Consider the following 13,290-nt stretch of genomic DNA (forward strand, 5'->3'; position numbering starts at 1 on the left):
GCCATGGGTGAGACATAACCATGACCATTTGGATCACCGGTGCCAATGGCTTTATTGGAAGATATCTGGCGCGCGAGCTGGCCCAGCGAGGACTCGCTGTACATGGCGTTGGCCATGGCGCGCTCGAGGAGCCCGAGAGGCACTATCTCGGAATGCGCAATTGGCTGAACGGTGAGATCGAGCCTGCCAACCTCAACGCGTTGGCAGCGAGAGCGGGGTTACCAAACGTTGTGTTCCATTTGGCCGGCGGATCTTCCGTTGGAGTGTCCATCGCGCAGCCCTACGAGGATTTTTCGCGCACGGTATCAACCGCGGCTCGTCTTCTGGAGTGGCTGCGTACAACTGCGCCGGAGTGTCACCTGGTGGTCGTGTCTAGTGCGGCGGTTTACGGCGCCGCTCATGTGGAGCGCATTTCTGAAAGCGCAACGACCGAACCCGTATCTCCCTATGGACATCATAAACTAATAATCGAGCAGCTCAGTCGTAGCTACGCAACCACGTTCGGCTTGCAAAGCACAGTCGTGCGTCTCTTTTCGGTCTACGGTTCCAATTTGCGCAAGCAGTTGCTTTGGGATATTTGTATGCGCTTGCGCGACGGCGTTGGTGCGTTGACACTCGGAGGTACCGGGAGAGAACTGCGCGATTGGACAGAGGTCCGTGACGTGGCGAGGTTGCTAGCGCACGTTGGGTGCAGTCCGCCGGATCAAGCAGTAGAAATCATCAATGGAGGCTCGGGCATTGCTACGTCCGTTGTCGATATCGCTCGATACGTCTTGCATGGCTGGGGCTTGAATATTCCGGTGGAGTTTTCAGGTGTAGCACGGCCGGGGGATCCTCTATCCCTGGTTGCAGATTCCAGTCGGCTCAACGCGCTATCCTTTGAATGGGAAATTGCCGTTCGGACGGGCATTACCGACTACGTCACCTGGTTCAAGGAGCAATTCCTTTGACTCGGCCGCCCCTCCGCGTCGGCTTCACATTCATTCCCCGCAGGTTGCATGCAGGGGGGTTCAACTACCTCCGAAACCTATTTGCGGCTCTCCACAGGTATCGTCCCGGCGAACTCGAGCTAGTAACATTTGCTGGCCTTTCGGACGATGACCAAGATCTGGCTAGTTTTCGGCGGATTCCAGGTGTCGAAGTCGTAAAGCATAAGGCGTTCGAGCGCGACCATTCCGGGTTGATCAGTGCGCTCGTTTCCGGAATAGACCACGCCGCCGCTGCTGCTTTTGATGCGGAGAGAGTTGACGTCGTGTTCGAGCATGCTCGGTTTTTCGGTTGGCGCCTTTCACGGCCGACCGTCGCCTGGTTTCCGGATTTGCAGCACAAGAGCCTGCCTCACCTGTTTTCCATGACGGCCCGTTGGCGTCGTGAGCTCGGGTTTCGTGCACAGCTTGCCGCTGGACGAGCGATCATTCTGAGCAGCGAAAGTGCATTGAAGGACTGCAGGCGCTTTTATCCGGGCGCGACAAATCACATCTCGGTCGTCAGGTTCGCTAGTTACCCTACTAACGATCTTCTTGCAGCGGATCCTCGCGAGATTATCAGCCTTTATGACTTACCTGAGCGATACTTCTATCTGCCGAACCAGTTCTGGCGGCACAAGAACCACCAATTGGTGATCGATGCACTAGCGATTTTGGCTGAGCGGGGTATAAAGATTGTAGTCGCGGTATCAGGTGGTCCCGACGAACCGCCCAAATCCTTCAACAGCATCATGCGACAGGTTGAGGAGCGCGGGCTTAGGGAAAGCTTTCGTTACCTGGGGATGATTCCGCTCGCGCACGTCTACGCGCTGCTCCGGGCATGCCGGGCACTGATCAACCCGTCACGGTTTGAAGGCTGGAGTACGACCGTGGAAGAAGCGAAGTCGTTTGACGTACCCATGATCGTATCGGACTTGGACGTGCACCGCGAACAGACTGGTGACTCGGCTGTCTACTTCAGCGTCGACGATGCCGCGGCTCTCGCCGGATGTCTTGCCGAAGCTGCTTCGAGAGACGAGCCCTTTCATGCAAGGCAGTTGGGATCCTCCGTCGAGGGGCGTGTTGCCAAGTTCGCCGAAGATTTCGCGGATGCTATCAAGCGCGCCGCAGCAGCCGGCTCATTACCATCGCGGCGTGTCAAGACGGACTGGTAAGGAGCTTTCCACCCTGACCGGCTGATCGATACGCTCGCCTGTCGTGCAAGATCTGAAAGCCGCATTGCGGTCTTGCGACGCGCCGCTCGATCAGTTCAAGCTTTCCTGATACTACCGACGACCGAGCGATAGCGGGCGAGCGCGACATCTTCGTTATATTTCTCGGCAACAGCGGCTGCCCGTATGCCCTTGTCAATCGTGGCCTGGCGGTTTCTAGCGGCTTCGCGGATGATGCGGGCAAGTTCGGCCGGATCTTCCGGCGGAACGACCCATCCGATTGCCTCTTCGTTGAGCACCAGAGCTGCCTCCGAACTTACTTCAGAGGCTATAATGACTGGCCGGCCAACGGCGAGGATGCTGTAGAGGCGACTCGGTATGGAAACGCCAGCGACGTTGCGACGATAGGGTATGATCCAGAGATCAGCGGCTGACAGGAACTCGACGAGCTCATCCTCGGCGACAGGCTTCAGGATTGTGACGTTCTCGAGTGTGTCCTTCGCGAACAGATCGTTCAGGTCCTTCCAGCCAACACCCCATCCCGAGAGGAGGAAATGGATATTCTTATCGTCTCGCAGCAGCCTGGCCGCCTCGAAGACTGTCGCAGGATCGTGGGTGAAGCCGAGATTGCCCGAAAGGCCAACGATGAACCGCGACCCATCAGGCGCGCGGAATCGACTGTCGCGATCGAACTCCCGGTATCCGATCGGAACTAGCGTCCAGTTGGGAATGTAGTGAAGCTTGCCCGCATCGACGCCTCGATACTTCTGGATGAGCGGAGGGACATCCCGTCCAATGACGACGATGGCGTCCAGGCGCTTAAACATAAGCGTGTTGGCAAAGCGAATCAGACGGACCGCAAGCGAGTTGGACTGCACCATGCCGGCCGCCTCAAGTGCCTCAGGATAGAGATCGTAGATAAGCAGCATCGTGGCTGCGCCTCTCAGCTTCGCTGCCAAGAGTACAGAATAGGGTAGAGTGAAGGGTGTCGTGACGCAGAAGACAAGATCGCCCGGCCTTGCTCGCCCAAGAACGGAAAAGAACATCCGGGCCGCGAGCAGACAGATGGCTACGGCGCGTCGTACTAGCGCGGACTTTGGCGGATTCCAGGTGTCGACTTCGATGACGACCGCTTTGCCGGAAAGGTTCGCGCCGCTTGAACCGGGCGTTGCGGAAACGACGACCACCTGGTGATCCTCCGCAAGGGCGTCGGCGATCCTGCCGACGTAGACGGCTGTCGTGCTCTTATCTGGCGGATAGAATTGTGCTGCGATGATCAGTGTTGTGGGCTTGTCCATGCGTAGATTGATCTTCGTCACTCAATTCTGCGGCTCTGAACGCGTGTTGTCGTGCTCCGTTAGGTACGCCCAGTAGGCGCGCCGAATTCCATCCTCCAGCGAGGTGGTGGCGCGCCAACCGAGCTTTTCGAGACGACTTACATCGAGCAGCTTGCGTGGCGTGCCATCGGGACGCGAAGTGTCGAAACGGATCTCGCCGCGGTAACCGACGACTTCAGCCACGAGACGCGCAAATTCGGCGATGGCGATATCCTCGCCGGTCCCAATGTTGATCAGCTCCGCACCAGAATAGGTCTTCATCAGGTGCATGCACGCATCCGCCATGTCGTCAACATAGAGGAACTCACGCCTCGGCGTCCCGGTGCCCCAGACCATGACGTTCTGCGCGCTCGCGACCTTCGCCTCATGAAAGCGCCGAATCAGGGCAGCGACCACGTGGCTCAGTTCGGGATGATAATTGTCGCTGGGGCCGTAAAGGTTAGTTGGCATTACGCTGATGAAGTCGCTGCCGTACTGGCTGCGATAAGCCTCCGCCATCTTGATGCCGGCAATCTTGGCAATCGCGTAGGGCTCGTTGGTCGTCTCCAGCGGGCCGGTTAGTATGGACTCCTCGCGGAGCGGCTGAGGCGCCAGCTTCGGATATATGCAGGAGGAGCCCAGAAACATCAGCTTCTCGGCACCGCTCTGATGCGCAGCGTGGATCACGTTGGCCGCAATCGCGATGTTGTCGTAGATGAACTCGGCGCGCAGCGAGTTGTTAGCGACAATGCCGCCGACTTTTGCCGCGGCGAGAAACACGACCTGCGGCCGGACCTTCGCAAACCAGTCGAACACGACCGCCTGGTTGCAGAGATCGACCTCGCGCCGGTCCACGGTGACGAGTTTGACGTCTTCTCGCGCCAGCCGGCGTACCAGCGCGCTGCCGACCATGCCGCGATGGCCGGCGACATAGACGCTCTTGCCCTTCAGTTCAAACGACCGGCTTGCCATGGGCCACATCCCGTTTTGCTTCCGCCAGATCGCTCGCCATCATCTCCTCGACGAGTTGGGCAAAGGTCCGCTTCGGCTTCCAGCCAAGGACCTGACGCGCCTTGCTGGCATCGCCAATCAGGAGGTCAACCTCGGTCGGCCGGAAATAGGTCGGGTCGATCTTCACGACCGTATTGCCGCTCTTTGCATCAATGCCGATTTCGTCGACGCCCTTGCCTCGCCATTCGATGTGTCGGCCGACATGCGCAAACGACAGCTCGACCATCTCGCGCACCGAACGCGTCTCGCCGGTGGCGAGCACGAAATCGTCGGGCTTGTCCGCCTGCAGAATCATGTGCATGCCCTCGACGTAGTCCTTCGCATGACCCCAGTCGCGCTTGGCTTCGAGATTGCCAAGATAGAGTGTGCTGTCCAAACCGACTTCGATGCGGGCGACGCCGCGGGTGATCTTGCGGGTGACAAAGGTCTCGCCGCGGATCGGGCTCTCATGGTTGAACAGGATGCCGTTGCTTGCGAACATGCCGTAGGCTTCGCGGTAGTTCACCGTGATCCAGTAGCCGTAGAGCTTTGCCACGCCGTAAGGTGAGCGCGGATAAAACGGTGTCGTCTCCTTCTGCGGAATCTCCTGCACTAGGCCGTAGAGCTCGGACGTAGAGGCCTGGTAGAATCGCGTCTCTTTCTCCATGCCGAGGATGCGGATCGCTTCCAGCAGCCGCAGCACGCCGATCGCGTCGGCATTGGCGGTGTATTCCGGGCTCTCGAAGCTGACTGCGACGTGGCTCTGAGCGGCGAGATTATAGATCTCGGTCGGCCGGATCTGCTGCACCAGGCGGATCAGATTGGTCGAATCCGTCATGTCGCCGTAATGCATTTGGAACGGCACGTTGCCGACATGCGGATCCTGATAGAGATGATCAACGCGCGCGGTGTTGAACGAGGACGAACGCCGCTTGATGCCATGCACGGTATAGCCGAGCGACAGCAGGTACTCGGCCAGATAAGCGCCGTCCTGCCCCGTAATTCCGGTGATCAGAGCGACCCGCCTCTCTCTAACATTCTTTGTCATACTATGTGTCTCCGCCCGGGTTCAGACCGGTGGTGTCGGTCACCATCCTCCTTGGATAGCCCAGCGGCTAGCAAAAATCCACCGAACAGAATGTACGCTAACGAATGGATCGGGTCGGGAATGCGCTCCCGGATGGCGTGGAATTGATCTTCCTCCGAAAAAGTGGACGGGTTTAAGCGGCTTTTAGCTCCATCTCGATCGGAGGGATATATCCGATGGCAGAATGGAGTCCAGTTTGATTGTAAAAGCCCTCAATGAAGGCGAAGATGTCGCGCTGGGCCTCGGCACGGTTTGGTACTGGCGATGATGAACGAGTTCGGTCTCGAGGGTGTGGAAGAAGCTCTCCATCGGGGCATTGCCGTAGCAGTCAGCCTTGCGGCTCATTGATGCGGTGATGCCGGTGGCGGCGAGTGCCGCGCGATATTCGTGTGAAGCGTACTGCACGCCGCGATCGGAATGATGGTTCGATCCGGCGCCCGGCCGCTGTTGGCGGATCGCCATCGATAGCGCGGAGAAGACGAGTTCGACCCGCATGTGATGGCGCATTGCCCAACTGACGATCAGGTCCGTGACAGCCGCCAGGTACAGCCAGCCCTCCGCGGTCGGGATGTAAGTGATATCGGCAAGCTAGACCCGGTTTGAGGGTGCGGCGGCAAGGTCGCGCGCGATCAGGTTCGGCGCGATCGGCAGATTGTGACGGCTGTCGGTGGTGCGGACCCGACGGGGTGGCGCTATGATCGCCCGAATGCCATGCCGACGCATCAGCCGTTCGATCCGAACATGGTGTAGTCTCGCGCAATCCCCGCCGATGGTAACGAAGAAGACGAAAGCACCCTGTATATCGTTTACAGCCGTTCGGCTCCAAAAGGGTCTTCAAATCTGTAACGCGACGAATGCTTAGGCAGTCGTTACGATCTGGCACTCTTGAGCGTACCACCCGCCGGCGGTGGGGCTGCTCGAAGACCTTGGCGCATGCGTAAGCTTCTGTCATTTCAGCGAGAGGGCCCCGCATCTCCGTGGCCGATCCTAAGGCGGAGGTCTGATAATTGCGCCAAGACCTGCTGAACTAGCAGCTCAAGATGATTCAGTCTGGCCACGATTTCGGGTAATTGCTCTCGTTGTTCGCGCGCCATCGTTTGCGACGACTTCGCATTTCCTTGGAACTCTACTAGTTGCGCATTTGCGCGCTCGAGATCGGTTTGGATCCTTTGAACTCGCGCTAGTGCTTCATTAGGCTATCTCTGGAAATCGCTATCGCCTCGCCAGAACTTCCAACTTAGATCTTGTCGCTTAGCTCGTCATTAAGTCGGTCAATTCGCTTGTCGAGTGTTTTTGTATAATCGACCTGCGCTCCATACAGCGATTTCATCAGCGCTCGCCTTTGAATCTCGCCGGCTCCGATGGCAACAATATTGACGACGATCATTAAGAGCAGGATCGTTCGCAGGTTCACCCAGCGCATAACGGCCCATTCGATAGCTGTTCCTCGTGAAGATAAGTATGTATCAGAGTCGGATCGAGCTTGCAGGAGAGAGGAGACTGATTGGAGAAATTTTCTCGTGAAACCATTTCTTTGCTGCTGCGATCGTTCGAGGCGGTCGTATGGGCAGTCATAGCCATCACTCTTTTCGTGCTTGTGGCTTTTTATGTTCCATGGTGATCGAATGCAAAGCTCCGTCCTGCTAAAGCGCCTCGTCCTTAGTAAACCGCCTTTGCAGCATTGTTCCCTCTGCAGTTGGTTGTTTTCGAATCTTCTAACAAGACTAGTGTCGAGAGCTGCTTGCGTCCTTTCATCGACGCTACTCTGGATTCGGGGGGATCTTCATTCAGAAGGCATCACGCAGGCGAACTCGGCATTTGACTTCGAGCGCGAAACAAAGCCCGCAAGGGCGCCGATGGAAGGCTTCTATCGCATCGTTGCGCCCTCCACATCAAGGAGAGCTGGTTATTCAATTTGGCATATGCCGCTTGCCGTCATTCCAGTATCGAAATAGCAAGCGGAATATTTGCGTTGCACGTGATGGCGAGATTTTCCCCAAGGTCGCACTCTGTGATGGCATCGAAAAGATGCAAGAATGATGTCAGGACACTTAAAGCGAACGACAATCGTTCTTGGCGGAACGAGCTTGGAATCTTGCTACCGGACGATTAGGTCTAGAACCCCTCGTTTCGCGGGAAAGAAGCGAGATCATTTGCCGGTCGCGATCATCGATCGCGCCGTCCCGTGACTCAAGCGCGCGAGCCACTGGTACGTCGGAGGCTGCAAGACGTATTGATCCGAACGGCGGCGGCTTCGGTCGGCAGCGTACTTGGCGGGCCGCCTATTGAGCTTTGATTCTAAGAAAAGCGAACGCCACCATCTTCAACAACATCCAGCCGTGCGTGAATCGCGAAATCTGCGTTTCGCCATAACTGCGTGCAGTGTATCGAATCGGTAAGTCGATCGATTTCAAATTGAGCCTAGAAGCACCAAAGATCAAATCGAAGTCGCCGAACGGATCGAAGTCCCCAAAATAGGATTTGCCTGCCTTCAGCCGCAGGTAGTCAGTTCGCCGGAGGACTTTGGTTCCACAAAGTGTGTCTGTGTAGCGCTGATTGAGAATCCACGAAAACAAATAGGAAAATAGCCTATTTGCAATTAGGTTCAGAAATTTCATGGCACCATCGTCCATGCGATACACCAGCCGCGACCCATTGATGAACTCGCCTTTGCCCGACCGGATCGCATCCCAGAATTTGGGCAACTGCTCCGGCGGCATCGTCAGGTCGGCATCCAAGATCATAAGGACATCTCCGCGTGCGACATCAAACGCACTAAAGACCGCATCCGCCTTTCCCTTGCCCGGCTGAGACATAATCTTGATATCTCGCTCTGGATAGGCCGACCTCACACGCTCCATTTCCGCGAAGGTTCCGTCCTTACTGTGCCCTTCCACGAACAAGATCTCAATATCGCTGCAGAAATCCCCGATTCGCCGCACAGCGGGCTCTATATTCCCGCGCTCATTGCGTGCTGGCACAACAACCGTCACGGATTTCAGTTCAGGATCATGCACGTGCGTCGATCGACACACCAGAAAATGCCGTAACGCCAGTGCACGGATGCCTGGCAGGATGCTTATGAACCGATTAATGAGGCGTCCCACTCCAAGCAACGCCAATGGCGAGAGCACCCGCTGTTCTGACCTGACGGGCTCGAAGTCTGCAAGCCTCGCAAAACTGCGAACGTCGGCTGGAGAGAGCACGTTCTGTTCGGGATACGGCATCCGCAATCCAACTATTTCGGCCATCCGAAGGATTGGCCACCAGAGATGGGAAAAGTAGCCGATAACAAGCCGCGTTTCACGCGAGCACAATTTATGAAGATGAAAGATGCTTTCTTGGCAATCGTCAAACGAACCTATCGTGTCGAGAATTAAAATGAAGTCGAAGGGGCCTTCGATGGCATCTATGGTCTCCAGGTCTTCAGCATCGCCCAATTGGAAAGTCAGTGCAGGATGCCGCTCTTTTGCTTTGGCGATCATCGCTTCGCTGAAGTCCACGCCCACGCCGTATGACGGTTCGAGGCTGGCCAACGTATCACCTGTCCCACAACCGATCTCGAGGACCCTTGACGCCGGCGGAATCAGAAATCGCAAATAGATCTGGTCTTCCCGATGGAAAAAGCTCGCTTTGCTCCGCCAGTGGTCGCGTGAACCGGCGTACCGCTCCGAGAATTTATGGATAGACGCCTTCCTTGAAGAAATAGCAGTGCTGGGCATACCAAAACCATACCTTGGCCAGTGGACAACGATCCTTCAAATGTCCATTCGGATGAATCGATTATGATCGTATGCTTCTGCCAGTCACTTCAAAGCCATCTGCGCGTTAGCTTGATATTGTAGCCTGGAATCCGCTGCTTGGCGCGCAACTGCGCCTGGATTAGATAACATGATCAATATGTCGGCGCCCTCAAAGCTCAGATTCTAGCGATCACGTTCTTGCTTTCGCCATCGCCGATGAGGTTCCGCAGTTGAGCTGCGGTTGACGGTAGAGCTTGACCGGTGCGTTCATCAAAAAACTGATACCCACATCCAATGAAGATTGACATCAGTTCCTCGAGTGAAGCTCCACGTTCCTGCAACACGTAAGGCGCCAACTCCATCACGAAGATCGGACGCATCTTCGTCAATAACGTCGATGCCCCCCGAAGTACGTCACACTCATATCCATCGACATCCAGCTTGACAAGATCCACCTTCTTCACGCCGGCTTCCACTAGAACGCTGTCCAGGCTGCGCGATGAGGCCGATGTCGTTGGCATCTCTCTCCCCAGGTGCTTTGCGTGAGTTTCACCTCTCGCAACTAGCGGCCAACTCGAATAGATTGTCGACGGAACAGCGACGTTGTTTTCTCTCGTTAGAAAACATTGGAAGGTTCTCACGCGCGCCGCAAGCTCCGGGTTGAGTGCGAGATTGTGACGGAGCTTACCGTAGGCGAAGTCAGTGGGTTCGAAAGCCAATACTCTCCCTTTCTCACCCACCAGCTTTGCGAGAAGAAGCGTATGCGCTCCCACGTTGGCTCCAATATCCAGCACAGTACTTGAGGATTTGACGAGCTGGATAAGTGCTCGTTGCGTGGCGCGTTCGAACGCGCCGATGAAAATCGCAAAGTCTATGCCTTCGGAAAGTTCAAGATCGAACCTAACTTGCCCGCGGACTACGCTCGCACGATCGTCCTTGCCGACCAATCGCAAGCCGAATCGGACAAACTTGTAGGCAGCGCGTGCCAAACGTATTTTGTCGGCTGTTTTCATCTTCAGCGGAAACGTGTGGGTCAGTCAAACAGTTGGCATTGGCGGGTGACCATTGGGACACACGTCAATTGCAGTCTCGCTCGACTCATCTTAAACTTATCGCTTGGCCAGACACAACTAGCTTGATCACATGTTGGTGGCCGGAAGCAAGAGTCGGCAGCAAGTAATCACGAGGGCGGTGACTATAGCATATGGAGTTACTCAAAGACTATCAAGCGGTATGGAAGCGCAAGCCCAGTCTGAGACTGGTTTATGGCGATTTTTTTGATCGAATCGCAGCGTCGACCGGGCCGGGCAATACGCTGGAGATTGGGGGAGGGATTGGCAATCTGAAGGAAAAGCTTGCCGATGTGATTTCTACGGATGTTCAGTTTGCGCCGTGGCTGGATGCCGTTGCGGATGCCCAGCGACTGCCGTTCGCCGAAGCCACGTTCGATAATCTCGTCATGCTCGATGTCTTACATCATTTGGAGTTTCCGTCACTGTTCTTCCGCGAGGCCGACAGAGTGCTGAGGGTTGGTGGAAGGATCGTGATGGCGGAGCCTGCGGTCACCTTAGGAAGCACTTTGTTCTTGCGATTGTTTCATCAGGAGCCGGTCAGGATGAAACATGATCCTTTGGCCATTGGCGTGCCTGACCCTAGACGCGACCCCTACGATGCCAACCAGGCGATTCCTACTCTTTTGGTGACTCGATATCGCGCGCAATTCCACGACGCCTTTCCTACACTACGAATAGCGCGAATTTGTTGGTTTTCGCTCGCCGCATATCCCCTAAGTGGTGGGTTCAAATCTTGGTCGCTAATCAGCGAACCAGTCGCGAAATGGACGCTTGGATTGGAACGTCGTCTGGAGCCTTGGCTCGGGCGGCTTTTTGGCTTCCGTGTCCTGATCGTAGTTGAAAAAACGAGATGAAGGTTGTTCGTTACTCATTTCGCCCAAAGACTCCGCGTTGGAAACGTCAAAGGTGAGCGCCGTTGACTACCTCGAGGCAGACTCTTCGGTTGGGAATGCGCTGCTGGCTTATTCTAATAAGCCTTCCGACTGTCTTTCTTAGCGTACAAGCAGTCGGATTGATTTGGCTGGGCGGGTCGTTTGGGCCCTTCATTGATCCTGACGCCGCGTACTATTTTGCTGCAATCAATCTCGATGCGGGCATTAGCATTCGGTTTCTCTTCCATCCAGGCGTGAGTCTCATTGTGTTTGGCGGCGCAGTGATCGGAGGGGCGAGCAAGCTTCTTTATCCCGGTTCATTCGGTGCGAACGCGTTGCTTCATTTCGATTCGCTGATGCTAATCGCACGCTTCTCTGTGGCTCTCTTTACGAGCTCCTGCAGTCTTATTGCGGGAATCATGGTTGCGCGGGCAAGCGGGTCGGTTCCGCTAGGATTGGTTCTCCAAGCAGGGCTATTCTCTTCAGCTCAAGCCGTGACTTTCGGTGCACGTTTGATGCCCGAGCCCTTTTTGGTCGGCATTGCGTCACTTCTCGTCGCCGTTACATTTTGCGCCGCTTTGAAAAACTTCGCCTCGATGCGATTGAGTATCGTTGCAGGAGTTCTTGCGGCCATCGGATTGGCCACAAAGATCCTCTTTCTGCCGTTTATCCTGATCTATCCTGTCGCAGCAGGATTCCGCGCGAGCCCCCAAGTTACGTACCTGGCTGCTACGAGCATATCATTGATTTTGGCGCTGTTTCCCGCTTGGAAGGAGCTGCAAATATTTACAGGCTATATCGACAGCATTGCGCACGCCAAGGGGGCTTATGGGAGTGGAGAGCCTGGATTTATTGACTACGGAGCTGCGTTCTTAGCTCTTTCAAGGATAGGACGGGATTACTGGGTCGATCTCCTTACTGCTGCTATCTCATTACTCATTTTGAGGCGCCCCCTCGGGTCAGTTGAGGGAAGTTTGATCGGTCGCACGGTCTTTGCAATGGTGTTGGTGTTATTCGCTTCAATTGCGATAGTTACCAAACAGTATTATGCATATTATTTAGTTCCAGCTATCAGCATTGCGCCATTCATGTTGGGGGTGGCGCTCACTTATTCGCGGATAGAGCGCAAGATTTGCTCTTATGTTCGCTTTTCTTCCATTTGCATTGGAGTTGTTATCATTCATCTTGTCGCTGGGCGGGTTTGGACTACCTATCAATTTTACTCTGATGCAAATGCCCTGAAGGAGGCTGAGGCGACGGTTGAGAAGCCGCTTATAGCTTTGCGCTCAACTTGCTATGTGTTGCCGAGCTACAGCGTCGGAATATTTGAGTATCCGATTATCTTCGGCTTTCTGTACGCCAATAGAAACGATGATCAGGTGGCGTTCTACGATGATGCAATTCGCCTCTCGTTTGGTCGTGTCTTGTTTAACTACGATTATTTCAACAGGGCCGTCTTCATTCCCGGCGACATGCGTGACGTAAATAGCGTGATACCGGTTGACGCATGCATAGCAGTTGTGAGCTCATACCCACTGTTTGCGGACCAGCTGCCGTTTAAGAGGCCAGTGGATGACATATGCAGGGTTGGACAAATTCGGGTGGCCTTGATCAATCATTCATGCAGTGACATAAATCTGCCGCGTCAAACCGACTGACTTCGCAATAATTTTTCGTGCTCGAATTTTTTGTAGCGCCTGGGTACTGTCGCGCAAGCACTCATCGCCCGTGCCGCTTTACCTAAGCCGATCCCTTCCCATATTTCCGGCAACTGGCTGCTTGCGAGCGATCACATTTTCGCTCGGTTGATGATGAGTATCCGGCTCGGTGAAGGCCGCCTTGCCGAATGCGGCGTGTTGTTGAGTACTGTCCTTATGGACAGGGATAGGCGCAGTGCCCCAGTCGAATGGCTTGACGTTGCTGGAGACAGACTGGCGACGGCGCTGTACGCATACGATGAAGACCGCCAGATTGACGCATGCGCGCGGGCAGAGCGAGCTCTATGATCGGTTGGGTGAAGGTCAAGCGGCCTGCTGACTGGCGGGCTTGTCGGTTTGGCGCAGGAGCTTCCA

10 protein-coding genes and 1 pseudogene are annotated in these 13,290 nt (G+C 55.4%); 4 read left to right on the forward strand and 7 right to left on the reverse strand.

Going from position 1 to position 13,290, the window contains the following annotated elements; translation table 11 throughout:
• Positions 1-20: 20 nt before the first annotated feature.
• Positions 21-950 (forward strand): NAD-dependent epimerase/dehydratase family protein, encoded by a 930-nt coding sequence (locus tag AC066S_RS34900; protein ID WP_478271765.1) that lies wholly within the window; start codon positions 21-23, stop codon positions 948-950.
• A 230-nt stretch (positions 951-1,180) separates the two neighbouring features.
• Positions 1,181-2,140: a glycosyltransferase family 4 protein gene (locus AC066S_RS34905; protein WP_478271766.1), complete on the forward strand. Its 960-nt coding sequence runs from the start codon at positions 1,181-1,183 to the stop codon at positions 2,138-2,140.
• A gap of 95 nt (positions 2,141-2,235) precedes the next feature.
• Here AC066S_RS34905 and AC066S_RS34910 read toward each other — a convergent pair whose 3' ends face one another.
• The 7 genes and pseudogenes from AC066S_RS34910 to AC066S_RS34940 form a co-directional block, all read right to left on the reverse strand.
• Positions 2,236-3,456 carry a glycosyltransferase family 4 protein gene (locus tag AC066S_RS34910; protein ID WP_478271767.1) on the reverse strand — a complete coding sequence of 407 codons (1,221 nt, stop codon included), beginning with the start codon at positions 3,454-3,456 and terminating at the stop codon, positions 2,236-2,238.
• A complete protein-coding gene (gene fcl / locus AC066S_RS34915; RefSeq protein ID WP_478271768.1) occupies positions 3,457-4,425 on the reverse strand; it encodes a GDP-L-fucose synthase in 969 nt (322 codons plus the stop codon). It abuts the gene before it with no gap.
• A complete protein-coding gene (gene gmd, locus AC066S_RS34920) occupies positions 4,406-5,491 on the reverse strand; it encodes a GDP-mannose 4,6-dehydratase (protein WP_478271769.1) in 1,086 nt (361 codons plus the stop codon). Before gmd ends, fcl begins: the two co-directional genes overlap by 20 nt.
• Before the next feature lie 172 nt (positions 5,492-5,663).
• Positions 5,664-6,268, reverse strand: a pseudogene (locus AC066S_RS34925) (IS3 family transposase); the annotation flags it as partial.
• Between the two features lie 499 nt (positions 6,269-6,767).
• Entirely contained in the window at positions 6,768-6,953 is a 186-nt protein-coding gene (locus tag AC066S_RS34930) for a hypothetical protein (RefSeq protein ID WP_478271770.1), read from the reverse strand.
• Between the two features lie 859 nt (positions 6,954-7,812).
• Positions 7,813-9,252, reverse strand: a complete 1,440-nt coding sequence (locus AC066S_RS34935; RefSeq protein WP_478271771.1) for a glycosyltransferase — start codon at positions 9,250-9,252, stop codon at positions 7,813-7,815.
• A 197-nt stretch (positions 9,253-9,449) separates the two neighbouring features.
• On the reverse strand, positions 9,450-10,286 hold the full coding sequence (locus tag AC066S_RS34940; protein ID WP_478271772.1) for an FkbM family methyltransferase: 837 nt from the start codon (positions 10,284-10,286) through the stop codon (positions 9,450-9,452).
• A gap of 191 nt (positions 10,287-10,477) precedes the next feature.
• Here AC066S_RS34940 and AC066S_RS34945 point away from each other — a divergent pair, with 191 nt between their 5' ends.
• Complete coding sequence (locus AC066S_RS34945; RefSeq protein ID WP_478271773.1) at positions 10,478-11,200, forward strand: class I SAM-dependent methyltransferase; 723 nt, start codon at positions 10,478-10,480, stop codon at positions 11,198-11,200.
• 158 nt (positions 11,201-11,358) lie between these two features.
• Positions 11,359-12,876: a hypothetical protein gene (locus AC066S_RS34950; protein WP_478271774.1), complete on the forward strand. Its 1,518-nt coding sequence runs from the start codon at positions 11,359-11,361 to the stop codon at positions 12,874-12,876.
• The last annotated feature ends 414 nt before the right edge of the window (positions 12,877-13,290 follow it).

It is taken from the genome of Bradyrhizobium sp. CFUWI (assembly GCF_056429085.1).